The following is a 24,601-nucleotide window of genomic DNA, read 5'->3' on the forward strand; positions in this document are numbered from 1 at the left end:
TTGGGATGCATCATACGTGCCGCTTTCTTGATCACCAAACGGCAACATGTGGCAGGATCCTACAAGGTAGGCCGAAAACCTCCGTTTGGCATGGGTTCGGACCCTAGCCCTGCTGCTCCTGTTCCATCTGATCCTGCAGCTCGATGGCTTTTTGCCCCTTCGTCTTCAGTTCGCTCACAATCACCGCCACCACAATCAACGCCGCGCCCACCATGGCAATGGGGGCAAAGCGTTCACCGGCAATGCGTCCGATCACCCCCGCCCATACCGGCTCGCCCGCGTAGATCAAGGTGGCTCGGGTGGGTGAAACACTGCGTTGCGCCCAGTTCATCGCCACCTGGATCACTGCGCTGGTCAAGCCCAAACCTACCGCGCTGAACAGCAGCAACCAGGAGAACCCCGGCAGCGCCTCGCCCATCGGCACCACCATCAGGAATGACAGCAGCGACGCCGTGGCCAGCTGCACCACGGTGACGCGGCGCACATCGACTTGTCCGGCATAGGCGCTGATCAGGATGATCTCTGCCGCGACTGCCATTGCGCAGATCAGCGTGGCGATTTCGCCGGGGCTGAAATTGAAGGAGGCGCCGGCCGGCCCGGTCAGCAGCATCAAACCGGTAAACGCCAGCATGATACCGATGCTCGGCATCAGCGCCGGGCGCCTTCCCAAAACCAGCCACTGCAATAACGGCACGAACGGCACATATAACGCGGTAATGAATGCCGACTGGCTGCTGGGAATACTCTGCAGGCCGATAGTCTGCAAGCCGTAGCCAAACATGATCGCTGCACCGATGAAGACCCCGGCCTTCAGCTCCAGCAGGGTCAGTTCACGCAAGGTGTGCAAAGTGAAAAAACCGACCACAATAGCCGCGGCCGCAAAGCGCAGGCCGACGAAAAACATCGGCCCGCTGACGGTCAAGGCGTGCTGCACCAGCAAAAACGTACCGCCCCAGATCATCGTGATGAACACCAGGATGCATTCGGCTTTGCTCAAACGGTTGAAACGCGAAGGGGAAGTTGGGGTGGTCATGGCGGCTCTGGTCTTGCATGGCAAAGGCACGGACCGCACAATGCGGCGCACGCTGGGCAGTATACTGCGCACACCCACCCATTGAGCAATATAGTGCACAAAGAAAATCCACACCGGGCCTCGGTCCTGCAGCACGTCAGCCAGAATGTTCGTCGCCTGCGCCACGCCGCCGACTTGAGCCAGACCGCGCTCTCGGAAAAGTCCGGTGTCAGCCGGCGCATGCTGGTGGCGATCGAGGCGGGGGAGAAGAATGTCAGCCTGTCCACCCTCGACCGCGTGGCCGAAGCCCTGGACGTGGCGTTCAGTGACCTGATCCAGGCGCCGGACGCTCCCGACCACAGCCGCATCAACGAGCTGGCCTGGGCCGGTGACATCCCCGGCAGCAAAGCCGTGTTGCTGGCCAAGGCCAACGCCCGGCGCGAAGTCGAATTGTGGGAGATGCGCCTGGAACCCGGTGATCGCTACAGCCCTGAACCCGACCCCGAAGGCTGGAGCGTGCAACTGTTCGTGTACGAGGGCGTACTGACCCTGATACTCGACGACGAAGAAAAACACGTGGCCGCCGGTGAGTTCTACATGTTCGCCAGCCGCCAGTCCCACGGCTATCGCAACGCCGGTGAAGTGGCGGTGTGCTTCGTGCGTACGGTGGTGATCTGACTGTTCGCCAGGCAACAGTGAACGGACACTTTGCTGGTTTGAAAAGCTTTCTACTGCGCTGATTTACCGGCAACCTGCTGATTTTACTGACGATTAAATTCAGGCACGACTCCTGCAATCACCCAGGTCATCCCATCGGAGCCTGGAGTCGGCCCATGTCAGCCCACCCTCAACACCCTGCCCATATCATCCGCTCGGACGCGGAGGCCATCGAAGTCGCCACGCGCCTGGCCGCGCGCTTTGCTGTCGGCGCCAGCGAGCGCGACCGTGACCGGCGCCTGCCGGTGGCCGAGCTCGACGAATTCTCCGCCAGTGGCCTGTGGGGCATCACTGTGCCCAAGGCCTACGGCGGTGCCGAAGTGTCCTATGTGACCGTGGCCGAGGTGATCAAACTGATCTCCGCCGCCGACCCTTCATTGGGGCAGATTCCACAGAACCACCTGGGCGTGGTCGACATCCTGCTGCAAACCGCGACCGAGGAACAAAAGCGCCATTACTTCGCCAAGGTGCTGGCCGGCTACCGTTTCGGCAATGCCTTCTCCGAGGCCAAGAGCAAGAACGCCGGCACCTTCGACACCCAGATTCGCTTCCATGGCGATATCGCGCAGATCAATGGTGAGAAGTTCTACTGCACCGGTGCGCTGTTTGCCCACCTCGTGCCTACGGTGGGCAACGACGAACACGGCCAGGCGTTTATCGCCTTGGTCGAACGCGATGCCCAGGGCTTGACGGTAGTCGACAGCTGGGACGGCTTCGGCCAGCGCACCACGGCCAGCGGCGGCGTGACCCTTGACGGTGTGACGGTGCCATTAAGTGCCGTGATTCCTGCGCACCTGGCATTCGACCAACCCACCGCCAACGGCCCGATCTCGCAGATCATCCAGGCTGCCGTCGACACCGGCATCGCCCTCGGCGCGCTGGAGCAGGCCAAGCTCCACGCACGCCAGGCGCGGCCGTGGATCGACAGCCAGCAAGATCATGGCTGGCAGGATCCGTTCACCATCGCCACTATCGGCGACCTGGAGTGGCGCGTACACGGCACCGAAGCCATCCTCGCCAAAGCAGGCCAGGCCGTGGACCGTGCCCTCGCCGAACCCAGTGAAGACAGCGTGGCCCACGCCTCGCTGGTGGTCGCCCAGGCCAAGGTGCTGTCGGCCGAAACCGCGTTGCTGGCCAGCAGCAAACTCTTCGAACTGGCCGGCACCCGCTCGGTCACCGGCAAACACAACCTTGACCGCTTCTGGCGTAACGCGCGCACCCACACCCTGCACGACCCGGCCCGCTGGAAGTACCACCTGATCGGCAATTTCGTGCTCAACGGCGTGAAACCCGCGCGCCACGCCTGGAACTGAGGAGGCTTAGCCCATGACCGTACTCAAGCTTGCGCGCCAACTGCTGGACAGCACCCGACGCCATGTCGAGAAAAGCGACGACCCCTACGTGATAAGCCGCTTCGGTGACTTGCAGATCCGCGTCGAGGTGGCCGCGGCGTTGTTCGAACGCGCTGAAACCCACCCCAGCCCGGTCGCCGTCACCGAAGCGCAGATCGCAGCCGCCGAAGCCTTGATCGCCGCGAGCAACGCCGAGTTCGAACTGACCGGCCAACGCACCGCGTTGCCGCCCACCCTGGATGATCCGTTGCGCTGGAAATACCAGATCGTCGGCAACTACCACCTCAACGGAGTGCTTTGATGTCCCGTGAAATCCGCTTGAATGCCTTCGACATGAACTGCGTCGGCCACCAATCCCCTGGCCTGTGGGCACACCCGCGCGACCGTTCGTGGCAGTACAAGGACCTGGAATACTGGACCGACCTCGCCAAAATCCTCGAGCGCGGCAAGTTCGATGGCCTGTTCATCGCCGACGTGCTGGGCATCTATGACGTGTACAACGGCAACGGCGACGCAGCGATTCGCCAGGCGACCCAGGTGCCGGTCAACGACCCGTTGTCGCTGATCGCACCGATGGCATTGGTCACCGAACACCTGGGTTTCGGCCTGACGGCTTCGTTATCGTTCGAACATCCGTACCCGTTCGCGCGCCGCCTCTCCACCCTCGATCACCTGACCAAGGGCCGCATTGGCTGGAACATCGTCACGTCTTACCTGGAAAGCGGTGCCAAGAACCTCGGCCAGACAGCCCAGACCGAGCACGACGCACGCTACGACTATGCCGAGGAATACCTGCAGGTTTGCTACAAGCTCTGGGAGGGCAGTTGGGAAGAAGGCGCCGTAGTGCGCGACCGCGAGCGCCGGATTTTCAGCGACCCGAGCAAGATCCACGAGATTCGGCATGTCGGCAAACACTTCCAAGTGCCGGGCATTCACCTGTGCGAGCCGTCGCCGCAGCGCACGCCGGTGCTCTACCAGGCCGGTGCGTCCAGCCGCGGCAAGCAGTTTGCGGCCGAACAAGCCGAGTGCGTGTTCGTCGCCGCGCCGTCCAAGGTATTGCTGAAAAAGACCGTCGCCGATATCCGCCGCCGTGCCGCCGAGGCGGGACGCGACCCGAAGAAAATCCTGATCTTCAACTTGCAGACCGTCATCGTCGGCGAGACCGATGCCAAGGCCAAAGCCAAGTTCGACGACTACAAATCCTACGTCAGTTATGAAGGCGCCATGGCGCTGATCTCCGGCTGGACCGGCATCGACTTCAGCCGGTTCAAGCCGGATGAGCCGCTCAAGCATGTGCACACCAACGCCATTCAATCCGCCGTCGAAGCGTTCTCCACGGCGGACCCGAACAAGGTATGGACGCCGAACGAACTGGCCGACTGGGTTGGCATCGGCGGCTTCGGCCCCCTGTTGGTCGGCGGCCCGCAAACCGTGGCGGACCTGTTGCAGGAATGGGTCGAAGAGACCGATGTGGACGGCTTCAACCTGGCCTATGCACTGACCCACGAAACCTTCATCGACGCCGTCGACCTGCTGGTGCCGGAGTTGCAGAAGCGCGGCGTGTACAAGACCGAATATGCCAAGGGCACGTTGCGCGAGAAGCTGTTCGGCGACGGCGCGCGACTCGCGCCAAACCACCCGGGCGCCGGCTACCGTGACCTCAAGGCCACTGCTCTCTAACTGGCGAATCCGATCAATGTGGGAGCTGGCTTGCCTGCGATAGCGGCCTGTCGGTTGATACATATCCGCCTGAACCACCCTATCGCAGCATAGGTACCTACACAACTTTGCAAAGGCAGGCGAGTTCCCGTGTGGCGAGCGGGCTTGTCCCGCGTTGGGCTGCGAAGCAGCCCTAAAACCAACCTCTGCGGAATGTCTGATACACCGCATTCTGCTAACTGGGGCTGCTTCGCAGCCCAACGCGGGACAAGCCCGCTCGCCACAACAGCCCATTCACTGCGGTTTCAGCGGCGAGCCAAAGTTGTGTAGATACCTATGGCTATCGCAGGCAAGCCAGCTCCCACATGTGATCGTCATTGTTTGATCGATCCCCGCCCAGCGGACCACCGCACGCTTCATACATCATTCCAAAGTGTTTATCCCGCAACATCGAATAAACAATCTGTTCCTTTGCCACTCTCTGCGCGCGTCGCACCACGGCGTTCCCCCCAAGAATCGCTGACTTCGCGGCTAGGCACGACTCGTGCAACACACAGTCATTCCCCTTATAGCCAGCGGACCACCGCACGCTTGAACACCAATAGGAACCCCCCTATGAGCGTGCACGAACTCAAACGCCCACTGACCTTGGAATGGCCCGCCGAGCTGCTCGGTGACTTGCCCAAGGCCTTGGACCACCTGCGGCACTGGGCGCAGATCACGCCGTTGCACACTGCTCTGCGTCATAAGCGCCAGGGCCAGTGGTATGCGTGGCGCTGGATCGACGCATTACGTGACGTAGAACGCCTGGCCGACGGCTTGCGCCAGCAGGGTTTCAGCGAGCATTCGCGCTTGGCCCTCAGCGGTTCGTTCGAGCCGAACGTGGTGCTGCTGGCCCTGGCGGCCCACTCCATCGGGGGGCAGGTGTTGACCCTGGCCGATGACCTGGAGCCCGAGGCGCTGCAGCAACACCTGTGGCGCATTCGCCCCACCCATTCTTATGTGCAAGGCCGCCGGCAAATAGCGCATTGGCAGTCTGCCAATCTGCTGGATTTTGCCCAGTTACTCGGCCCGGTCGCTCCCGCGCAACGTCTTGTACGCTGGAGAAAAATCAGCGATGAGACCGCACTGTGGAGCGAAGAGGGCACCGGTTGGCAGGGCGGCCTTGCGGTGCTGCTGGAGCAATGGCTAAACACCGGCCATGGCCTGGCCTTCCCGGAAAGCCCGGCCTCGGCACGGCGTGATCGCAGCGAGGTGGCGCCCACCGGCCTGCTGTTGTCGCCCGCCCGCTTGCAGCACCTGGCCGATGAGATCGAGAGCCGCCTGGCGCCCCACGGTACCTGGCGCCGGCGCCTGTGCGAGTGGGCCATCGCCCATCCGCAGAGCGGCCTGCGGCGTCTGCTGAAAAACCGCGTGCGCACGCTGCTGGGTTTCCAGCGCCTGGCCTACATCTGGCAACCGCTTAAAGCCACTGCGCAGCCAACGTGGCTGGCCGAATTCAAACGGGACATCGCATGAGCCAAGCCATTCTCCAGGTGCGCGATATCTCGCTGTCGTTCAAGGGCGTCAAGGCGATCAATGCTTTGTCCTTTGATGTGGCGCGCGGTGAGATTTGCGCGCTGATCGGGCCCAACGGCGCGGGTAAAAGCTCGCTGCTCAATGTGCTCAATGGCGTGTACCGCTTTGATGCCGGTGAGATTGTGTTCGAAGACCAACACTTGCACCGCATCGACCCGTTGGGCGCAGCGCGCCGAGGCATTGGCCGAACGTTCCAGAACAACGCGCTGTTCAAGAAAATGAGCGTGCTCGACAACATCCTCACCGGCCTGTCGCGGCATATGCGCAGCAGCTTCATCGAACAAGCCCTCGGCTTGCCCCGCGCGCGGCGCGAAGCCTTGGCGTTCCGCCGGCGTGGCCAGGGCATTCTCGAGTTGCTTGAACTGCAAGCGCACCGGGATGTGCTGGTCGGTAACCTGTCGTACGGCCTGCAAAAACGCGTGGAACTGGGCCGCGCACTGATCGCAGGACCGAGCTTGCTGCTGCTCGACGAACCCATGGCCGGCATGAACGCCGAGGAAAAACAGGAGATGGCACGCTTCGTCGCCGACGTGAACCGCGACCTCGGCACCACCGTGGTGTTGATCGAGCACGACATGGGCGTGGTCATGGGCCTGTCCGACCACGTGGTGGTGCTCGACTACGGGCGCAAGGTCGGCGATGGCACACCGAGCGAAGTGCAAGCCAACCCCGAGGTGATCGCGGCGTACCTGGGAGTTCCACACGCATGACCTTCTTCTTCGAAACCCTGCTCGGCGGCCTGCTCGCCGGCACCATGTATTCGCTGGTCGCCATCGGCTTCGTGCTGATCTACAAGGCCAGCGGCGTGTTCAATTTCGCTCAGGGTTCCATGCTGCTGTTCGCCGCGCTGACCTTCGTCAGCCTGCACGACCAGGGCGTGCCGTTTGCCCTGGCGCTGCTGCTGACCGTGATCGTGATGATCGTCGGCGCGTTGCTGATCGAGCGTCTGGTCTTGAGACCGCTGGTGAACCGTTCGCAAATCACCTTGTTCATGGCCACCCTCGGCCTCTCGTTCATCATCGAAGGCCTGGCCCAAGGCTTGATGGGCTCGCAAGTGCGCGCGCTGGACCTGGGCATCGACGACGTGCCGCTGTTCGTTGGCCCACTGATGCTCAGCCAGTTCGACCTGATCGCCGCCGCTGCCGCGGTGGTGCTTGTGACGGTATTGGCGCTGCTGTTCAACAAGACCCGCATCGGCGTCTCGCTGCGTGCGGTGGCGGATGGCACCACGGCGGCGCTGTCCATCGGCATCAACCTAAACCGCATCTGGCAGATCGTCTGGGCGGTGGCCGGGATTGTCGGGCTGGTGGCGGGGCTGCTGTGGGGCGCGCGTCAGGGCGTGCAATTTTCATTGTCGCTGGTGGTGCTCAAGGCCCTGCCGGTGTTGATCATCGGTGGTTTTACCTCGATAGGTGGGGCGATTGTCGGCGGGCTGATTGTCGGCGCGGCGGAAAACCTCGCCGAGGTGTATATCGGCCCGCTGATCGGCGGTGGCATCACGCCGTGGTTCGCCTACGTATTGGCCCTGGCCTTCCTGTATATCCGTCCCGCCGGCCTGTTCGGCGAGCGCGCCATCGAGCGAGTCTGAAACCATGTCGATTCCCGTTGCTCAAGACACCGCACCGTTGCTGCTGATCCAGCGGCGCATTCCCTGGGGCCTGATCGGCCTGTTGGCGCTGGCGTTTATCGGGGTGCCGCTGTGGGGCAATGATTATTGGCTCAATGCGATCCTGATTCCCTTCCTGGTGCTGTCGTTGGCCGGGTTGGGCTTGAACCTGCTCACCGGCTACACCGGGCAAACCTCGGTGGGTGCCGCCGGCTTCATGGCCGTCGGCGCGTTTGCCACTTATGGGTTCTTGCTGCGCCTGCCGGAGCTGGGCTTGCCGGTGGCATTGCTCGGCGGTGGGGTTATCAGCGCGTTGGTGGGGCTGCTGTTCGGCCTGCCCAGCTCGCGAATTAAAGGCTTCTATTTGATGGTCACCACGCTGGCCGCGCAGTTCTTCCTGGAATGGCTGTTCGTCAAATTCCCCTGGTTCTACAACTATGGCTCGTCCGGCACCATCTCCGCGCCGAAGCTGGCGCTGTTCGGTCATGACCTCAACACGCCGCTGGGCCGTTACCTGCTGACCCTGGTGACGGTGCTGCTGCTGACCTGGACCGCCATCAACCTGGTGCGCAGCCAGGTCGGGCGCAACTGGATGGCGATCCGCGACATGGACACCGCCGCCGCCGTGGTCGGCATTGCGGTGGTGCGCTACAAGCGCCTGGCGTTTGCGGTCAGCTCGTTTTACTTAGGGCTGGCCGGCGCGCTGTGGGCCTTTGCCTACCTGGGCACGGCCAGCGCCAGCAGTTTCGATATCAACCGCTCGTTCCAGATCCTGTTCATCATCATTATCGGCGGCATGGGCAGCATCGCCGGCAACTTCGTCGGCGCGGCCTTCATCAGTTTGCTGCCGATCTTCCTCAGCCATGCCGGGCAGGCATTGTTCGGCGGCTCGGTGGATGCGGGGCAGTTGCAGAACCTGCAGAAAATCATCTTTGGCGTGTTGATCATCGTGTTCCTGATCAAGGAACCCGAAGGGTTGGTTCGCCTGCTGCACAACCTTCGCGATCGGCTGCGGCAGTGGCCGCTGCGTTTCTAATCCATAAAAGAGAATCTCCATGCGTGCATCCTTGAAACGTTCCCTGGTCGGCGCCGCGTTTGCGCTGGCCGCAGTGGCCGGCGCCGTACCCCAGGCAATGGCTTCGCCGGACCAGCAATTCATTCCCCTGGCCACCTACCGTGTGGGCGCTTATGCCTCCAGCGGCGTGCAGGTGTGGGCCGGGATGATCGATTACCTGCGTTATATCAACGAGGTCGAAGGCGGCATCAACGGCGTCAAGCTGGTGTGGCAGGAATGCGAGACCGAATGGACGGCCGAGAAGGGCATCGAGTGCTACGAGCGCTTCAAGAATGGCCTGGATGGCGCGCCGGTCGCGGTGTACCAGCCCAACGGCGCGCCGGCGGCCTATGCGCTCAGCGAAAGGGCGGAGGTGGACAAGATCCCGCTGATCACCCTCGGCTACGGCCGCACCGAAGCCACCGACGGCACGGTGTTCCCGTATAACTTCCCGGTGATGCTGACCTTCTACAGCGAGGCGTCGACATTGGTTAACTACATCGCCCAGCGCGAAGGCGGTTTCGACAAACTCAAGGGCAAGAAGATCGCCACGGTCTACCACGACTCGGCCTACGGTCGCGAAACCCTCGGCCCGCTGAAGTTGCTCGCCGAGAAGTACGGCTTTGAAAATATCCAGATTCCCGTCGCCGACCCCGGCAACGAGCAATCCGCGCAATGGCGCCAGGTGCGCCAGGCCAACCCCGATTGGGTGTTCCTGCGCACCTGGGGCGTGTCCACGCCGGTGGCGGTGAAGACCGCCGCGCGCTTCGGCTTTCCGGTGGACCATATCATCGGGGATATCTGGGCCAGTTCCAGCGAGGATGTATTGCCGGCCGGCGCCGCAGCCAAGGGTTACCTGGCGCTCACGCCGTACCCGGCGGGCGCCGACTTCGAGATCCACAAACGCCTCAAGCAGTTCGTGCTCGACAAGGGCCACAGTGATCTCAAGGACCTGAAAAACTTCGGCAGCGTCTACTACAACTCCGGCCTGGTGAACGCCGCCGTGGCAGTGGAAGCGATCCGTACTGCCCAGGCCAAATTCGGCAAGCGCCCACTCAACGGCGAGGAAGGCCGCTGGGGCCTGGAGCACCTGAACATTGATGACGCACGCTTGAAAGACATGGGCTACCTGGGCCTGATGCAGAACCTCAAGCTGTCGTGCCGTGACCACGAGGGCGGCGGTTCGGCGCGGGTGCAGCAGTGGGACGGCGCCAACTGGACGCTGATCAGCGACTGGATCGCCGCCGACCGCGCCCTGTTGCGCCCGTTGATCGATGAAAAATCCGCCGCGTTCGCCAAGGAAAAAGGCCTGACGCCGCGCACCTGCACCGGGGATGAATAAACCATGAGCCAACCCGCCACCGTTTCCGCCAGCCCGTCGCTGCTGACGGTCAATGATATCGAAGTCATTTACGACGGCGCGATCCTCGCCGTGGCCGGGGTATCGCTGAGCGTGCCCAAGGGCGCTATCGTGGCGTTGCTCGGTGTCAATGGCGCCGGCAAGAGCACCACGCTCAAGGCGATCTCCGGATTGGTGCGTGCCGAGCGGGCCGAGGTCAGCCGTGGCGTGATCGAGTACGCGGGCGCCGACCTGGCCGGCATCGACCCCAGCCAGCGCGTGCGCCAGGGTATGGTGCATGTGCTGGAAGGGCGCCATGTGTTCGGCCAACTGACCGTGGAGGACAACCTGCGCAGCGGCGGCTTTGTTCGGCGCCTGAGCCGCAGGGACATGGAGCACGACCTCGAGCGCATCTATGCCTGGTTTCCCCGGCTCAAGACCAAGCGTCACACCCGCGCCGGGCTTACCTCCGGCGGCGAGCAACAAATGGTCGCGATCGGTCGGGCATTGATGACGCGTCCTACTTTGGTACTGCTCGACGAGCCGTCCATGGGTTTGGCGCCTATGATCGTGCAGGAGATCTTCGAGATCGTTGCGCAACTCAACCGCGAACAGCAGGTGAGCTTTTTGATCGCCGAGCAGAACATCAACGTCGCGCTCAGCTATGCGTCCCACGGCTATGTGCTGGATACTGGGCGCGTGGCCCTAAGCGGCAGCGCCGCTGAACTGCTGGCGCGGGGCGATTTGCATGGCATTTACCTGGGCAAACACTAAGGGCAACCGCGCATGACTGAATCCACCCGCAACGCCGATGTGTTGATCATCGGCGGCGGCCTGAGCGGCACGATGCTGGCCGTGCAACTGCTGCGCCTGCCGGGCACGCGCCGGGTCCTGGTGATCGAGCCGCGCGCCGAACTCGGCCGGGGCGAGGCCTACAGCGCCGTCGAGCTGGGCCACACCCTGAACGGCAATGCGGCGCGCATGAGCGTCGACCCGGACAATGCCGACGACCTGACCCAATGGCTCACCGACTATATCGGCGCCGGCGGCTGGCCCGAGTCGGCGCAGCAGCCTGTGCCGATCAGCGAACTGTTTCCGCCCCGCGGGATATTCGGGTTGTACGCCCAGCAACGTTTGGCCGAAGCCAAGGCGCAGTCCGCGTCCAGCGTCGAGCATGTGCGCGGCGAAGTGGTCGACCTGCAGGTGGATGCCGCATCAACCGTGCTGACCCTGGATGACGGCCAGCAACTGCGTGGTGCGTTGGCGGTACTGGCCACCGGCATGTTCCCGGCGGCGCGTACGCCGCAGACCGAACCCAACGGTTTGAACGCAGCGGCGGTAGACCCCTGGGACGTGGCGGCGATGACCCGGATCGACCCGCACGCGCCGGTGCTGATCATCGGTTCCGGGCTGACCATGGTCGACGCGGTGGTGTCCCTGGAACAGGCCGGGCACCGTGGGCCCATCGAAGTTTTTTCACGCCACGGCCTGCTCCCCCATGTGCGCCGGCAACCGCCGGGCTGGGTGGATTTTCTCGGCGAAGACCACAGCCTGCGCAGCCCCCTGCAATTGCTGCGCGAAGTGCGTGGCCAGTGCCGCAGCGCGCAAGCGCAGGGCATCGATTGGCAGGCGCCGTTGGACACGGTGCGTGCGCATATCGGTCGGTTGTGGAGCCAGGCCAGCGAGCGTGAAAAACGTCAGTTCGTGCGCCACGTGCGCCCCTGGTGGGAAAGCCATCACCACCGCTCGCCACCGTTGAGCGCGCAGCTGGTGGCGCGGCTGTATGAAGCAGGGCGGTTGCGGATTCGGGCTGCTTCCTTCAAAGGCCTGGTGCCTTCGGTTGAAGGCGTGACCATTCGCTTGCGTTACCGCGGCGAGCACGCGATCACGCAGGTGTCAGGTGCGGCGCTGATCAACTCCAGCGGCATCGAATACGACTGGCGCCGCGTGGCTCGGCCGTTGCCGCAGCAGTTGCTCAAGCGCGGGTTGATCCGGCCTGGGCCATTGGCGTTGGGGATTGCGGCGGATGCTTCGGGCGCGGTGCTGGATGCCCAGGGGCAGGTGAGTGGGCGGCTGTTTGCGATGGGCCCGCCGTTGCGGGGGATGTGGTGGGAGAGCACGGCGGTGACCGATGTGGCGATTCAGGCCAAGGCGCTGGCCGCCAAGCTGACACGCATCTAAATGTGGGGGCGGGCTTGCTCGCGAATGCGGTGTGTCAGCCAATACATCTCTGGCTGATACACCGCATTCGCGAGCAAGCCCGCTCCCACATTAGGTTCTTCATTTATCTTGGGATTTTCACAAGTCCGGACTTTAGCCCAAACACCTCGACCCCCTGCGCCGTCGATTGCCCGATTGTCACCTTCACCCGCTCCACCGGTTTATCCATCGCCTCGCGGTATTGGACCGTCATGTCCGGCCCGATGGCCTGGCTTGGAATCACGATTGCCTGTGCGTTGTTGTAGGTCACGATGGTCAAGCGCGCGCTCATCCCCAACCGCACGCGTTGCAGCTGTTGGGGCGTGAGCCGGGGAATCGACAAGGTCACCGGGAATTGCGCACTGCCCTGGCTGTCGCTGGCGACCGCCAAGCCGCTCACGACGCTGACGGAGCCGGTCAGCCGCTCACCCTCGAAACCATCCCCCAACACTTCCACTGCCTGGCCCTGGTGCAACTGGTTGATGTCCAGCTCCGACACCTTGGCGACGATTTTCAGCCGCTCGATATTCGCCAGCCCAAACAGCACCTGGCCCTGGCTGACCTTGCTGCCGGCCTGCACCGGGGCATTGTTGCTGCCGCCGCCACCCTGGGCCGAGGGATTGCCGGGCGGCGGTACCACGATGCCGGAGAACGGCGCCTTGACTTCCCGGCCTTCGAGCAACGTGCGCAGGGCCTCGTATTTCACCGTGGCGTTGGTCAGCTCCATATCGGCGATCTGGCGGTATTCGCCCTTGCCCTGGTCGATGGCCTGCTGCAGCTCGCTGCGGGCGGAGGCGAGGTCCAGTTGTTGCTGCTGGGTCTGTTGCCTGAGGTCGTCCAGCTCATTGCGCGGGATGATGCCGCGCTGAAACAGGTTTTCACTTTCGGCGAGTTTGCGCCGGGTGTTGCCGGCGGTCATTTCGGCGGTGCGCAGGCTACGGCGGGCACGGCTGACAGCGGGGCCGTTGTCCCAATCCTGCATCTCCTGCACGGTGCGCCGCGCCTTGAGCTGGGCGGAGAGGGCGTCGCGCAGTTGCACCTCCAGGGTGGCCGGGTCCATGCGCAACAGCACTTGGCCGGCCTCGACCCGCTGGCCTTGCTCGACCAGGTTGGCTTGCACATTGCCGTCGAACGGCGCGGTAAGGGTGACGGTGGTGTCGGGCTCGATCTTGCCCACCAGGCCGATCTGGTGCACCAGCGCGTCGGGCTCTACCGCCAACCATTGCTCGGTGGCCGTGGCCGGGTCGGATGCCGGACTGCGCAGGGCCAGGCCCGCGCCGCACAGCAGCAGGATAAGTACAGCGCCCAGCAGGCGTTTGTGATTAGTAGTCATTGAGGGCGATTTCCCAACTTTCCAGCGTCATGCCCAGGGTCAAGTCGAGCTGGGTCTGGGCGTTCAAATAAGCGATCAGCGCATTGAGCTGCGCATTTTCGGCGTTGCGCAGGTCGGTCTCGAAGCTCAGCACCTGGAAGTTGGTGGAGCGTCCGGCGCTGAGTTTTTCCCGTTCGATCTGGATCTTGCGCCGTGACAATTCCACGGCGCGCTGGGAGATTTCATACTGGCGCCAGCGGGTGCCGAGGTCGCGCACTACATCGTTGACGCTGCGCTCCAGCTCCTGGCGTGCCTCGGTGATGCGGATCTCCTGGTCCTCCACGTTGACCCGTGCGCGTACTTCGGCCTGGCGCGTGCTGATATCGCCGATGGGAATCTGCACCTGTACTCCGGCGTAGCTGTCCCAGGTTCGGTTGTTGCTGCTGCCGGTGTCGTTATTGTAGGCGTCGCGCACCTGGTTCGCGCCGGCTACCAGGTCCACCTGCCAGCGCCCGGAGTCCTTGGCGATCACCAGGTTGAGGTCGGCCTGCTGGCTGCCGAGCAGGGCGGCGAGGTATTCCGGCTGCTGGTTCTGCGCCAGGTTGAAGGCTTGGCCCTTGTCGATCTGCATGGGCCTGGCCTCCAGGGCTTCGGTGGCGCGAATCGGCGTGGACAGATCCAGGGCCAACAGGCGCAGCAGCGCGAGGCGGCTGGCGTCCAGTTGGTTCTGCGCTTCTTCCACGCCCAGTTGCTGGGTAGCGATATCGGCTTCGGTCTGTACGATTTCGAATTCGGCCATGCGCCCGGCGCTGATCAGCGCTTTGTTCACTTCCAGCAAGGTCGTGGAGCGCTTGAGCGCGTCCTGCACGATGCTCAGCTGCTCCTGGGCGCGCAACAGCTCGCGGTAGGTGCCGATGATCTGGCTGATGGTCTGCGCGACGGTGGCCTTGAGGTTCAAGCGGTTGGCCTGCTCCGACAGGCGCGACAGGCGCAGCGGCGCGGTGGTGGCGTCCCAGCCGGCGCCACGCAGCAGCGGCTGGATGATCGCCAGGTCGAGGCCGTCGCTGCGGTAGCGGCCGGCGCGGTCGGCATTGTTCAGTTGCTGGGTCCAGGCCATGCTCAGGCGCGTACCGTACTCGCCGAGCAAACTGGTGGCCGGCGCGACGTTGGCATTGCGTGCGTTGTCGGCCGAACCACGACTGCCGCGGTAGGAACTGTTGAGGGTGAGCTTGGGTTTGAACACATCTTCGGCCACGCGCAGGTCGAACTTCTGCGCCACCCGTTGCAGGTACGCGCTGCGAATCGCCGGGTTGTTGCGCAGGCCCAGGTAGACCGCATCGCCCAGGGTCATGGTGGTGGCCTGGGCATTCAACGACACGCCCCGGTCGTAGCCGCTGCGCGTGGTACTCGGCGCCGACGGCTTGATCACCACGTCGGCGGCCGCGCCCGGCAGGCTGACCAGCGCCAGCCACAGCAGCCATCTACTCATCGCGCAAGGCCTCCACCGGCTGCAACCGCGAGGCCGAAACCGCCGGGTAGATGCCAAAGAACAACCCCACCAGCAACGTACTGCCCACCCCGAGCGGCAGGGCGGCGACGGCCAGGGCAAATTCCCAGCCCGATAGCCAGGCGTACAGCCAGGCGGCGGTCATGCCCAGCACCGCACCACAGAGTGCGCCAACCGCGGTGAGGGTCACGGCTTCGAGCAGGAACAGGTTGCGGATATCCCGCTGGCGCGCGCCGAGGGCCATGCGGATGCCGATTTCGCGACGGCGCTCCGAGACGTTCATCAGCATCACGTTCATCACGCCGACGCCGCCGCCCACCAGGGAGATCGCCCCCAGGGCCAGCAGCAGGTAGGCGAACGTGCGACTTTGCCGGGTCATGCCGTCGATCATTTGCTGGGGCACCTGGATGTCCACATCGTGGTCGGGAAGTTGCGGTTGCAGGGCGGTGGCGGCGTCCCGGGCAACGCGTTCCATGTCCTGGCCGGGCGCGGCGCGGATGATCACGTTGCCGATCTGCGGCGTGGCATAGATGCGGCGCATGCCTTCGGCGGGGATGAACAGTGATTCGTTGGCCTGCACCGGCATCAGCATCGCGCGCGGCTGGCTGCGCAGGATGCCCACGATCAGGAACAGGTAGTCGTTGATGCGCACACGATCGCCCAGTCGTAGCGGGTCGCCCGGCGCACCCAGGGCTTGGGCCACCTGGTCGCCGATCACCGCGTAGGTTTCATGGCTATCGAAGCTCGACAGGAAACGCCCCTGTTGCACCGCCAGGCGCATCGCGTCCTTGATACCCGCTGTGCTGCCGACGAAGTTGGCGTTGACGGTACGGCCGTGGAATACAATCGGCCCGCTGAACAAAGTGAGCGCGCCGATATGGGCAATGCCGGGCACGCTCCGGCGCACGGCTTGAAGGTCCAGGCGCGCGGGCATCGGCAGGCTGCTGCCGGCCTTGGGCGGGAACTGGGCGATCAGGGTATCGGTGCCCATGTCCTTGAAAATCATCGCGGCATCCACCGCCGCGTTATGGCCGATGTTGATCAACGCCACCACCGACGAACTGCCGATCACGATACCCAGCAGCGCCAGGATCGAACGCTTGCCCAGGGTGCGCAGGCTGACGAAGGCTTCATGCAGCAGTTGGCTGAGGTTCTGTTCGACCTGCCGGGTCATGGACGCCCGGCCTCTTGCACCACGCCGTTGCGCACCAGGATCTTGCGCTCCAGGCGCTCGGCGATGTGCGGGTCGTGGGTGACGATGATCAGCGTGACCTGTTGCTCGCGGTTCAACGCCAGCAACAGCTCCATGATGTCCTGGGCGGTGGTGCTGTCGAGGTTGCCGGTGGGTTCGTCGGCCAGTATCACCGACGGCTTGCCCACCAGTGCACGGGCGATGGCGACCCGCTGGCGCTGGCCGCCGGAAAGGTCGGCGGGGCGGTGGTGGGCGCGGTCGGCCAGGCCGACTTGTTCGAGCATGCGCAAGGCTTGCTCCACCGACTCATGGCGCGATACGCCGCGATAACTCAAGGGCAGGGCGATGTTGTCCAGGGCGCTGAGGCGTGGCAGCAGGTTGAAACTCTGGAACACGAAGCCGATCTGCTGGTTGCGGATGGCCGCCAATTGATCAGGCGTGGCGGTGAAGATGTCGTGGCCGGCAAAGTGGTACTGACCACGGTTGGGCAAGTCCAGCAGGCCGAGGATATTGAGCAGCGTGCTTTTGCCTGAACCGGACGCGCCGAGGATGCCGCAACTGTCACCGCTGGCGATGGTCAGGCAGACATCATTGAGAATGGACAGGTGTTGCCCGGCCAGCTGATAGCTTTTGCCGATGCCTTGCAGGGAAATCAAGCTTGGGTGCGCCCGGGTATCTGTCATGAATACGCCTTCAGCCTCGACGCCGCCTGTGTCGCCCCGGTAAAGCCTTGTAACAAGTTAGCGGGGCGGCTTGGGAATGCATACTGGCCGGTTTTGTTTCTTGTTTTTAAAACATTGTTTGAATACTAACCGCGTTCCAGCGGCTTCGCCAGCCGTCGGCATAGAGCGGTTTTACCGCTGGGAAAGGCACATTTCAGGGGGCAAAGAGGGCAGCGAAAAGCCCGGCGATTACCCTTGATGAGCCCGTTGTCCAAGGCTTTCAAGCACAGGGCGACGCGCCATTGCTTGCTTTCGAACGAAGGCCCCGGTATAAAAAAATCAAATTATATTTTTAAACAATTTTTCCCGTGGAATCTCTATGGTCGCGAAGAAAGTCAGCGCTCCGAACATTACCAAGACTCGATTGCTGGATGCGACAGAAGCTCTCTTCATCAAGTACGGATACGACGCGGTTTTGTTGCGGCAGATTACCGAGCGCGCCCAGGTGAACCTGGCTGCGGTGAACTACCACTTCGGGGACAAGGATTCCCTGATGAAAACCCTGCTGATGCAGCGCTTGGAGCCGCTCAATGAGCAGCGCCTGGAACTGCTGGCACGCTGTGAGGCCGAATCGGATGGCCCGCTCGATTGCGACACCTTGCTCGGTGTGCTGTTCGCCCCGGCCATGGGCCTGGAACGTAGCGATCCAGCCAGTGCCAGTGGCGAAGGGCGTTCGTTTATCCGCTTTCTGGGGCGGGTCTACAGCGACACCTCGCCGTTTATCCAGGAATACCTGAAGGTGCATTACCAGCCGGTGTTCCAACGTTTCTTCGAAGCGTTTGCCCTGGCCTTGCCGGACCTGCCGCGCAACGAATTGGGGGTGCGCCTGCAATTTGCCCTCAAGGCGATTTCCGGCGTAATGGCCGGCACCGAGCTGCGCCTGCTGATGAACTCCATGAGCCTGGGGCGGCCGGCAACGGATGCCGAAGTCATGGCCAAGTTGATCACCCTGGTCTCGGCGGCGATTCGCGTGCCGCAGCAGAGCCCGGAGGCGCAAAACGCATTGGCCAAGGTGCTGGATACCCAGCGGGCCATTCGCGAGCAGGCGGTTGCGCCTGCGAAAAAGGCGGCGCGGTAGCGCGGATGCCAGGCAAAAAAAAGCCCGCTGGGGCGGCGGGCTTGATGTGCAACGTTTGTAACGGATGAGGCTTCACAGTACGTTTCGCTATGTGAATAAAACGTGAAAACTTTGTAAGGTTAAATGTGAAAAGTTTCAAATCCGTCAAGGCGTGAGATTTTTCAGTTTTGCCTGCCAATTCAGATTTTCCAGCGTCCGGCACTCTTGGCCAGGCGCTGGCGCATCGCATCCACATTCTGCGCCAGTTGCACAGTCAGCAGCCGATAGCCGTCCAGCGCGCTATACACCGGCACGTCCAAAACAGGCTCAACGCCGCTGGCGTGACTCTGCCGCTCCAACCGCTCGGTGACGCCGGACTTCAACGCTCGCGCCATCCCCACCAATTGCACTCGAATCTGCCGGTGCTCGGCCTTCAACATCATCTGCATCCGTGCCATCGCCTGTTCATCGCGAGGGTCGGGCCGGGTATTGCCGAGAATCTCCAGGGTGCTGATGCACAGGCGCAGATGCCGCTGGATCGTATCCAGCTCAGTCATCGAGATGCGCACTTCCTTGGACACCGACGGCATCAGCGAGCGCAGCTGCAGCATCGCCGCGTTCAGCCGGTTGAGCAGCTTGAGGTGTTGATCATCGGTAACCGACTCGCCATTGATGATCCGGCTATAGATCTCGGCGCAATCGCGTAGCGCGCTGGCCAGGTTGTAGCGCCAGGAGTACACGGCATACAGCGGCAGTGCAAAGGAAAATGCCAGGGCCAGGGCGATGCCAATCAGGATATCGACGGTGCGCCACAACCCATCCGACAGCGGATTGTCGCCGTGGCCGGCAACGATAAACACGGTGATCGCCGACAGCAACGCGGTGTACCCGCCCTTGCCGATGGCATGGTAGGAAAAGAACCCGCACACCACCGACATCAGCAGGTAAGTCAACAACGGCTGGCCGACGTACGCCTCCTGTACCACCAGCAGCAAGCCGACGCTGGCACCGATCAGGGTGCCATAGGCGCGCTCCACGGCTTTCTTGCCGATGTTGCCGTGGTGCTGCAGCCCGCCGATCACCACCAGCATGGTCACCGAGGCCCATTCGCCATGGGGCAGGTTGAGGCCGGTGGTCAGCATGATCGTGGCCAGCAGGCCGATGGACACGCGCACGGCGTGGATCAGCCTGGCATGGCGATAACGGCGGTAGGGGTCGAGCAGAGGGCGCAACAGGCGCCGGGCGAAGAAGGGCAGGTTCATTGGCAGTAAAGTGGCCTCGATTGTATGAATGTGCACGATCCAATGTGGGAGCGGGCTTGCCTGCGATAGCCATAGTTATCTATACAACTTTCAAAGGCTGAAAACTCTCCTGTAGTGAGCGGGCTTGTCCCGCGCTGGGCTGCGAAGCGGCCCCACACCAGGCGATTTGGTTTGTCTGAAACTGCGCGGTGTCTTTATTGGGGCGGCTTCGCCACTCAGCGCGGGCGGTGCGACGATTCGCCAAGCCTGCTCACTACAAAAATGTGTAGATACCTATGCTGCGATAGCATCCACTCGGTGTCTGACATACCGAGGTGCGTGCATCGCAGGCAAGCCAGTGCCCACATCAAGCCTGTTTTCACATAGGCGGTCGGGTGCTCTTAAAAAATGTAGTCGGTGGTCAGGAAGCTCGAATCGCGGTTGCGCAATATATCGCTGACCAGCGCCTTGTTGCTCTCCTGGAACTTGGTCGCCACCAGGGTACGGATCGAGAACACGCGCAACGCGTCATGTACCGACAGCGTGCCTTCGGCCGAGTTCTTGCGCCCGTTGAACGGGAAGGTGTCCGGGCCGCGCTGGCACTGGGCGTTGATGTTGATCCGGCCGACCTGGTTGGCGAAGGTGTCCACCAGGCGCCCGATGACTTGCGGGTTGGTGCCGAAGAGGCTCAGTTGCTGGCCGAAATCGGAGTCCAGCACGTAGTCGATCACCTTGTCCAAATCACGGTAGGGCACGATCGGTACCACCGGGCCGAACTGTTCCTCGTGGTACACGCGCATCTGCGGGTTCACTGGATACAGCACCGCCGGGTAGAAGAACGAACCGCGGCTTTCACCGCCATGGTCATTCACGACCCTGGCGCCGTGCTGCGCCGCATCGGCCACCAACGCATTGAGGTAATCCACCTTGCCCACTTCGGGCAGGGGCGTCAGCGCCACGCCGTCGTCCCAGGGCATGCCGGGTTTGAGCGTGGCGAGCTTGTTGTTGAATTTCTGGATAAATGACTCGACCACGTCTTCGTGCACGAACAGGATCTTCAACGCGGTGCAGCGCTGGCCGTTGAACGACAAGGAACCGGTGACGGCTTCGCTGACGGCATTGTCCAGGTCCACCTCAGGCAGCACGATGCCGGGATTTTTCGCATCCAGGCCCAGCGCCGCGCGCAGTCGGTGCGGCTTGGGGTGCAGTTTTTTCAGGTCGCTGGCGGCCTTGTTGGTGCCGATAAACGCAAAGATGTCGATCTTGCCGCTGGCCATCAGCGCACTGACGGTTTCGCGGCCGCTGCCGTAGATCACGTTGATCACTCCGGCGGGGAAGCTGTCGCGGAACGCTTCCAGCAACGGGCGAATCAGCAGCACGCCGAGTTTGGCCGGCTTGAACACCACGGTGTTGCCCATGATCAATGCCGGGATCAGCGTGGTGAAGGTTTCGTTAAGCGGGTAATTGTAGGGGCCCATGCACAAGGCCACGCCCATCGGTACGCGGCGGATCTGGCCAAGGGTGTCCTGTTCCAGTTCGAAGCGGCTGGAGCGGCGGTCGAGTTCCTTCAGGGCATTGATGGTGTCGGTGATGTAGTCGCAGGTACGGTCGAATTCTTTCTGCGAGTCCTTGAAATTCTTGCCGATTTCCCACATCAGCAGCTTGACCACGGCATCACGTTGTTCACGCATGCGTCTTAAAAAAGCCTCGACGTGCTGAATGCGCTCCACCACGCGCATCGTTGGCCATTCACCCTGGCCGCGGTCATAGGCGCGCACGGCGGCGTCCAGGGCGGTGAGGGCCGTCTCGGCATCCAGCAGCGGCGTGCTGCCGATATGCACGCGCTCGTCGCCCAGTTGCACCGGGCTTTGCACGTTGGCCAGTGGACCGTTCCACATGCGTAGTTGGCCGTCGACCAGGTAATCGCGCTGTTCTATAGGCGCTCCGAGCTGGAATTGCGCGGGAATGTCGGCGGCCGAGGCGGGAAACAGCTGGGCGAGCAGGTTGCTGGTGGTCATGTCGCTACCCCTGGAATAGTTGCAAAACATGACTAGAGAGTCACCCAACACGAGGCTCCATGGCAAGGCTTGCGCGCTTTCTTGTACGCCCTGCGGTGGGCTTGGGTAAACTGCGCGGCTTTCTTGAAGGAGTTCACATGAGTCAGTACCAGCCGGGCATTCTTGCCGCACCGGTGCCGTTGCAGGCACGCCATCTGTTTTTTGCCGTGGATTCCCTGGCCGCCGTGCCCGAGGCGCTGGACGCGCTGGTGCAGTTGGCCGATTCGATGGCGGTGGTCGGTTTCGGCGAGCCGCTGGTAGACTCATTGGGTGCTCGGATTGAAGGCCTGCGCAGCTTCCCTATCGTCAGCGGACCGGGCGCGCACAACCCGTCCACCCAGCAGGCGCTGTGGGTGTGGTTGCATGGCGTGGATCGCGGTGAACTGCTGTTGCGCAGCCGCGCCTTCGAAAAGGCCCTGGCCCCGGCGTTCCGCCTGGTACAAATGACCGAGGGCTTCCGCTACAAGACCGGCTTCGACCTCACCGATTACGAAGACGGCACCGAGAACCCCCACGACGACGCGGCAGTTGCAGCCGCTCTGACCGACAGCGGCGCCAGCTTTGCCGCGATCCAGCAATGGCAGCACGACCTCGATGGCTTCGCCGCCTTGCCTGCGCAAGAGCGTGACCACATCATCGGCCGCCGCCATGGCGACAACGAAGAGCTCGACGACGCCCCCGAATCCGCCCACACCAAGCGCACCGCCCAGGAAAGCTTCATCCCTGAAGCCTTCGTGATACGCCGCTCCATGCCCTGGGCCGAGAATGGCCAGGCCGGCTTGATGTTTCTCGCGTTCGGTCACTCCTTCGATGCGTTCGAAGCACAGCTGCGCCGCATGAGCGGCTTGGAAGACGGGATTGTCGATGGCTTGTACCGCATCAGCACACCCTTGACCGGCGGTTATTACTGGTGCCCGCCGTTGAAGGACGGCCATCTGGACCTGAGCACCATCTTCGTCACGGCGTAGGGTCAAACGGGCGCGTTGATTCAGCGCCGCGATGCGTTGGAACCGGATGGAACACGCCGCCCACAGAGTGTGCAGGACAGCCCAGGACACTCAATCATGACCATAACCCTATCCGTGCAGCAAACATCCAGCCCGTGTTCTCCACCGAGGGAGAATGCCTTTTCGCACATGTCTGACTCGCAACTGGCGTCGGCATTTGGCGATAACTTCAAGGCGTTCAAAGACCCGAAGACCGGGAATGCAACCGCCGACAAGATCCGCGAGGTGGCCGGACGCCCACTGACCGGCGATCCACAGCGGGACAAGGAAACCCAGCTGGCCCAGGAAGTGCTCAAGCGCGACCGGGTGATGAATGCCCTCGACTCGGTGGATGACAACGGGAAGAGGGACGGCATCATAGGGCCCTGGAACCCAGCGATGGCTGCTGGAGCGTTGGCGTGTAAGCCGTGCAATGGCATCCATTACGGGAACGTGCAGGTCAGCGCGCAGATTTCCTACTGACCGCGAGTCACGGTGTGAGCGACATGAAAATGCTGACAGCCACGCAATCCTTGACTGAAAAAAATCAGCGCGGCCCTTAAGCTAAGGCCTTTGTCACCTGCGCGGGTTACTCATGTCTTCTGTTGCCGATGGGCTGCCTTTCAATAAACGCCTGCCTGCCGTGATCGCCATCTCCCTGGGCATCGGTATGGCGACCCTGGACACGGCCATCGTCAACACGGCGCTGCCGACCCTGGCCGAGGGGATCGGCACCGACTCTGCCTCGGTGATCTGGGTGGTCAATGCCTACCAGTTAGCCATCATTGCCACGGTGCTACCGTTTGCCTCGCTCAGTGATGTGCTGGGGCATCGCCGCGTGTACCTCGGCGGGTTGTTGCTGTTTATCGTCTCATCCCTGTTTTGCGGGTTGGCCGGTTCGCTGCTCACCCTGACCGCCGCGCGCGTGGTACAGGGCCTGGGGGCGGCGGCGATCATGAGCGTGAATACGGCGTTGTTGCGGCATATCTATCCCTCCAGAATGCTCGGCCGGGGCCTGGGCTACAACTCGTTGGTGGTGGGCCTGGCGTTTACCCTTGGGCCGACTGCCGCCTCGGCGATTCTGTCGGTAGCGACCTGGCACTGGCTGTACCTGATCAATGTGCCCCTGGGGTTGCTGGCGTTAGCGTTGGGCGTGCGCTCATTACCGGCCCTGCCGATGACGGGGCACGCGTTCGATCGTCTTGCCGCCGTGTTGTGCGCCGGGCTGTTTGCCTTGCTGGTATTGGGGCTGGGTACGGCGGTGCACGGTGTCCGGGGCGAGCTGACCCTGGGCCTGATCGCCGTGGCGCTGGTGTGCGGTGCATTGCTGTTGCGTCGCCAGGCAGCCCACCCGGCGCCGATGCTGGCGCTGGATTTGTTCAAGCGCCCGGTGTTCGCCTTGTCTTCCCTGACGGCTATTTGTGCCTTCAGCGCTCAGGGCCTGGCGTTTGTGTCGCTGCCTTTTCTCTTGCAGGCCGTGCTGGGCCATAGCCAGGTGGAAACCGGGTTTCTGATGACGCCGTGGCCGGCCGTGGTGGCGGTGATGGCGTTGGTCGCGGGGCGCCTGGCGGACCGTGTTTCCCTGGGCCTGCTGTGCGGCATCGGCCTGTTGCTGCTCAGCGTGGGAATGGCCGCCTTGGCAACACTGGGCAGCGGTGCATCGGCGTTTGATATCGGCTGGCGCATGGCGCTGTGCGGCGCCGGATTCGGGTTTTTCCAGTCACCCAACCTCAAGGCACTGATGACCAGCGCGCCCTTGACGCGCAGTGGCGGAGCCAGCGGCATCGTGGCGATTTCGCGGTTATTGGGGCAGACGCTCGGCGCATCGTTGGTGGCCTTGTGTTTTCACCTGTCCCTGGGCAGCGGCCCGCACGATGCGCTGTGGCTGGGCTGTGGGTTCGCGCTGGTGGGTGCCGTGGCCAGTGGGCTGCGTTTGATGCCCTATGGGAAAAAGCCGTTGTAAAGCACGGTTGCGCAAGGCTACCGTGCTGAGGTGAATATTTCGGGATGT

The 24,601-nt window shown here is 62.9% G+C and carries 22 protein-coding genes; 15 read left to right on the plus strand and 7 right to left on the minus strand.

Features of this window, described 5'->3' with window-relative positions; translation table 11 throughout:
• Positions 1–103: 103 nt before the first annotated feature.
• Positions 104–1,033 carry a DMT family transporter gene (locus H0Z09_RS08860; RefSeq protein ID WP_076950839.1) on the minus strand — a complete coding sequence of 310 codons (930 nt, stop codon included), beginning with the start codon at positions 1,031–1,033 and terminating at the stop codon, positions 104–106.
• Between the two features lie 93 nt (positions 1,034–1,126).
• Here H0Z09_RS08860 and H0Z09_RS08865 point away from each other — a divergent pair, with 93 nt between their 5' ends.
• From H0Z09_RS08865 to H0Z09_RS08915, 11 genes are all read left to right on the plus strand, one after another.
• Entirely contained in the window at positions 1,127–1,690 is a 564-nt protein-coding gene (locus tag H0Z09_RS08865) for a helix-turn-helix domain-containing protein (RefSeq protein WP_186689758.1), read from the plus strand.
• Between the two features lie 155 nt (positions 1,691–1,845).
• The gene (locus H0Z09_RS08870; protein WP_186689760.1) at positions 1,846–3,042 is read left to right on the plus strand and encodes an SfnB family sulfur acquisition oxidoreductase; all 1,197 of its coding nucleotides are present in this window, start codon (positions 1,846–1,848) and stop codon (positions 3,040–3,042) included.
• 13 nt (positions 3,043–3,055) lie between these two features.
• Positions 3,056–3,382, plus strand: coding sequence for an acyl-CoA dehydrogenase (locus H0Z09_RS08875; RefSeq protein WP_186689761.1), 327 nt, complete (start codon positions 3,056–3,058; stop codon positions 3,380–3,382).
• Positions 3,382–4,761 (plus strand): LLM class flavin-dependent oxidoreductase, encoded by a 1,380-nt coding sequence (locus H0Z09_RS08880; RefSeq protein ID WP_186689762.1) that lies wholly within the window; start codon positions 3,382–3,384, stop codon positions 4,759–4,761. Before H0Z09_RS08875 ends, H0Z09_RS08880 begins: the two co-directional genes overlap by 1 nt.
• Positions 4,762–5,355: 594 nt before the next feature.
• A complete protein-coding gene (locus H0Z09_RS08885; RefSeq protein WP_186689763.1) occupies positions 5,356–6,258 on the plus strand; it encodes an AMP-binding protein in 903 nt (300 codons plus the stop codon).
• Positions 6,255–7,028: an ABC transporter ATP-binding protein gene (locus tag H0Z09_RS08890; protein ID WP_186689765.1), complete on the plus strand. Its 774-nt coding sequence runs from the start codon at positions 6,255–6,257 to the stop codon at positions 7,026–7,028. The genes H0Z09_RS08885 and H0Z09_RS08890 overlap by 4 nt, the downstream gene beginning before the upstream one ends.
• Positions 7,025–7,906 (plus strand): branched-chain amino acid ABC transporter permease, encoded by an 882-nt coding sequence (locus H0Z09_RS08895; protein WP_186689767.1) that lies wholly within the window; start codon positions 7,025–7,027, stop codon positions 7,904–7,906. Before H0Z09_RS08890 ends, H0Z09_RS08895 begins: the two co-directional genes overlap by 4 nt.
• A gap of 4 nt (positions 7,907–7,910) precedes the next feature.
• Positions 7,911–8,960, plus strand: a complete 1,050-nt coding sequence (locus tag H0Z09_RS08900) for a branched-chain amino acid ABC transporter permease (protein ID WP_186689769.1) — start codon at positions 7,911–7,913, stop codon at positions 8,958–8,960.
• 19 nt (positions 8,961–8,979) lie between these two features.
• A complete protein-coding gene (locus tag H0Z09_RS08905) occupies positions 8,980–10,320 on the plus strand; it encodes an ABC transporter substrate-binding protein (RefSeq protein WP_186689771.1) in 1,341 nt (446 codons plus the stop codon).
• A gap of 3 nt (positions 10,321–10,323) precedes the next feature.
• Positions 10,324–11,091 carry an ABC transporter ATP-binding protein gene (locus H0Z09_RS08910; RefSeq protein WP_186689773.1) on the plus strand — a complete coding sequence of 256 codons (768 nt, stop codon included), beginning with the start codon at positions 10,324–10,326 and terminating at the stop codon, positions 11,089–11,091.
• Between the two features lie 12 nt (positions 11,092–11,103).
• Positions 11,104–12,498, plus strand: coding sequence for an FAD/NAD(P)-binding protein (locus H0Z09_RS08915; protein ID WP_186689774.1), 1,395 nt, complete (start codon positions 11,104–11,106; stop codon positions 12,496–12,498).
• 103 nt (positions 12,499–12,601) lie between these two features.
• Here H0Z09_RS08915 and H0Z09_RS08920 read toward each other — a convergent pair whose 3' ends face one another.
• The 4 genes from H0Z09_RS08920 to H0Z09_RS08935 are packed head-to-tail and all read right to left on the minus strand — an operon-like array spanning position 12,602 to position 17,210.
• Complete coding sequence (locus H0Z09_RS08920) at positions 12,602–13,849, minus strand: HlyD family efflux transporter periplasmic adaptor subunit (protein ID WP_186689776.1); 1,248 nt, start codon at positions 13,847–13,849, stop codon at positions 12,602–12,604.
• Positions 13,839–15,317, minus strand: a complete 1,479-nt coding sequence (locus tag H0Z09_RS08925; RefSeq protein ID WP_186689778.1) for a TolC family protein — start codon at positions 15,315–15,317, stop codon at positions 13,839–13,841. Before H0Z09_RS08925 ends, H0Z09_RS08920 begins: the two co-directional genes overlap by 11 nt.
• The gene (locus H0Z09_RS08930; RefSeq protein WP_186689780.1) at positions 15,310–16,509 is read right to left on the minus strand and encodes an ABC transporter permease; all 1,200 of its coding nucleotides are present in this window, start codon (positions 16,507–16,509) and stop codon (positions 15,310–15,312) included. Before H0Z09_RS08930 ends, H0Z09_RS08925 begins: the two co-directional genes overlap by 8 nt.
• On the minus strand, positions 16,506–17,210 hold the full coding sequence (locus tag H0Z09_RS08935; RefSeq protein WP_186689782.1) for an ABC transporter ATP-binding protein: 705 nt from the start codon (positions 17,208–17,210) through the stop codon (positions 16,506–16,508). Before H0Z09_RS08935 ends, H0Z09_RS08930 begins: the two co-directional genes overlap by 4 nt.
• Positions 17,211–17,568: 358 nt before the next feature.
• On the opposite strand from H0Z09_RS08935, the gene H0Z09_RS08940 reads away from it, so the two are divergent.
• Positions 17,569–18,327 (plus strand): TetR/AcrR family transcriptional regulator, encoded by a 759-nt coding sequence (locus H0Z09_RS08940; protein ID WP_186689784.1) that lies wholly within the window; start codon positions 17,569–17,571, stop codon positions 18,325–18,327.
• A 179-nt stretch (positions 18,328–18,506) separates the two neighbouring features.
• On the opposite strand, the gene H0Z09_RS08945 is transcribed toward H0Z09_RS08940, so the two are convergent.
• Entirely contained in the window at positions 18,507–19,568 is a 1,062-nt protein-coding gene (locus tag H0Z09_RS08945) for an FUSC family protein (RefSeq protein WP_076950818.1), read from the minus strand.
• A gap of 380 nt (positions 19,569–19,948) precedes the next feature.
• Positions 19,949–21,565 (minus strand): NADP-dependent glyceraldehyde-3-phosphate dehydrogenase, encoded by a 1,617-nt coding sequence (locus tag H0Z09_RS08950; protein ID WP_186689786.1) that lies wholly within the window; start codon positions 21,563–21,565, stop codon positions 19,949–19,951.
• 137 nt (positions 21,566–21,702) lie between these two features.
• Between H0Z09_RS08950 and H0Z09_RS08955 the strand changes: the two genes are divergently transcribed.
• From H0Z09_RS08955 to H0Z09_RS08965, 3 genes are all read left to right on the plus strand, one after another.
• Positions 21,703–22,572, plus strand: coding sequence for a Dyp-type peroxidase (locus tag H0Z09_RS08955; RefSeq protein ID WP_186689788.1), 870 nt, complete (start codon positions 21,703–21,705; stop codon positions 22,570–22,572).
• A gap of 168 nt (positions 22,573–22,740) precedes the next feature.
• Positions 22,741–23,073: a hypothetical protein gene (locus H0Z09_RS08960; RefSeq protein WP_186689790.1), complete on the plus strand. Its 333-nt coding sequence runs from the start codon at positions 22,741–22,743 to the stop codon at positions 23,071–23,073.
• Positions 23,074–23,185: 112 nt separating this feature from the next.
• Entirely contained in the window at positions 23,186–24,553 is a 1,368-nt protein-coding gene (locus H0Z09_RS08965; protein ID WP_186689792.1) for an MFS transporter, read from the plus strand.
• Positions 24,554–24,601 lie beyond the last annotated feature (48 nt).

The sequence above is a fragment of the Pseudomonas sp. SWRI18 genome, assembly GCF_014268345.1.
Classification (GTDB): Bacteria; Pseudomonadota; Gammaproteobacteria; order Pseudomonadales; family Pseudomonadaceae; genus Aquipseudomonas; species Aquipseudomonas cedrina.

What these genes read in the sequence shown, in the direction of transcription:
- H0Z09_RS08860 (WP_076950839.1), bottom strand. Translation starts at nt 1,033, where the DNA reads ATGACCACCCCAACTTCCCCTTCGCGTTTCAACCGTTTGAGCAAAGCC.
- H0Z09_RS08885 (WP_186689763.1), top strand. Translation starts at nt 5,356, where the DNA reads ATGAGCGTGCACGAACTCAAACGCCCACTGACCTTGGAATGGCCCGCC.
- H0Z09_RS08900 (WP_186689769.1), top strand. Translation starts at nt 7,911, where the DNA reads ATGTCGATTCCCGTTGCTCAAGACACCGCACCGTTGCTGCTGATCCAG.
- H0Z09_RS08925 (WP_186689778.1), bottom strand. Translation starts at nt 15,317, where the DNA reads ATGAGTAGATGGCTGCTGTGGCTGGCGCTGGTCAGCCTGCCGGGCGCG.
- H0Z09_RS08910 (WP_186689773.1), top strand. Translation starts at nt 10,324, where the DNA reads ATGAGCCAACCCGCCACCGTTTCCGCCAGCCCGTCGCTGCTGACGGTC.
- H0Z09_RS08880 (WP_186689762.1), top strand. Translation starts at nt 3,382, where the DNA reads ATGTCCCGTGAAATCCGCTTGAATGCCTTCGACATGAACTGCGTCGGC.
- H0Z09_RS08875 (WP_186689761.1), top strand. Translation starts at nt 3,056, where the DNA reads ATGACCGTACTCAAGCTTGCGCGCCAACTGCTGGACAGCACCCGACGC.
- H0Z09_RS08920 (WP_186689776.1), bottom strand. Translation starts at nt 13,849, where the DNA reads ATGACTACTAATCACAAACGCCTGCTGGGCGCTGTACTTATCCTGCTG.
- H0Z09_RS08930 (WP_186689780.1), bottom strand. Translation starts at nt 16,509, where the DNA reads ATGACCCGGCAGGTCGAACAGAACCTCAGCCAACTGCTGCATGAAGCC.
- H0Z09_RS08950 (WP_186689786.1), bottom strand. Translation starts at nt 21,565, where the DNA reads ATGACCACCAGCAACCTGCTCGCCCAGCTGTTTCCCGCCTCGGCCGCC.
- H0Z09_RS08935 (WP_186689782.1), bottom strand. Translation starts at nt 17,210, where the DNA reads ATGACAGATACCCGGGCGCACCCAAGCTTGATTTCCCTGCAAGGCATC.
- H0Z09_RS08940 (WP_186689784.1), top strand. Translation starts at nt 17,569, where the DNA reads ATGGTCGCGAAGAAAGTCAGCGCTCCGAACATTACCAAGACTCGATTG.
- H0Z09_RS08890 (WP_186689765.1), top strand. Translation starts at nt 6,255, where the DNA reads ATGAGCCAAGCCATTCTCCAGGTGCGCGATATCTCGCTGTCGTTCAAG.
- H0Z09_RS08915 (WP_186689774.1), top strand. Translation starts at nt 11,104, where the DNA reads ATGACTGAATCCACCCGCAACGCCGATGTGTTGATCATCGGCGGCGGC.
- H0Z09_RS08955 (WP_186689788.1), top strand. Translation starts at nt 21,703, where the DNA reads ATGAGTCAGTACCAGCCGGGCATTCTTGCCGCACCGGTGCCGTTGCAG.
- H0Z09_RS08945 (WP_076950818.1), bottom strand. Translation starts at nt 19,568, where the DNA reads ATGAACCTGCCCTTCTTCGCCCGGCGCCTGTTGCGCCCTCTGCTCGAC.
- H0Z09_RS08965 (WP_186689792.1), top strand. Translation starts at nt 23,186, where the DNA reads ATGTCTTCTGTTGCCGATGGGCTGCCTTTCAATAAACGCCTGCCTGCC.
- H0Z09_RS08905 (WP_186689771.1), top strand. Translation starts at nt 8,980, where the DNA reads ATGCGTGCATCCTTGAAACGTTCCCTGGTCGGCGCCGCGTTTGCGCTG.
- H0Z09_RS08895 (WP_186689767.1), top strand. Translation starts at nt 7,025, where the DNA reads ATGACCTTCTTCTTCGAAACCCTGCTCGGCGGCCTGCTCGCCGGCACC.
- H0Z09_RS08960 (WP_186689790.1), top strand. Translation starts at nt 22,741, where the DNA reads ATGTCTGACTCGCAACTGGCGTCGGCATTTGGCGATAACTTCAAGGCG.
- H0Z09_RS08870 (WP_186689760.1), top strand. Translation starts at nt 1,846, where the DNA reads ATGTCAGCCCACCCTCAACACCCTGCCCATATCATCCGCTCGGACGCG.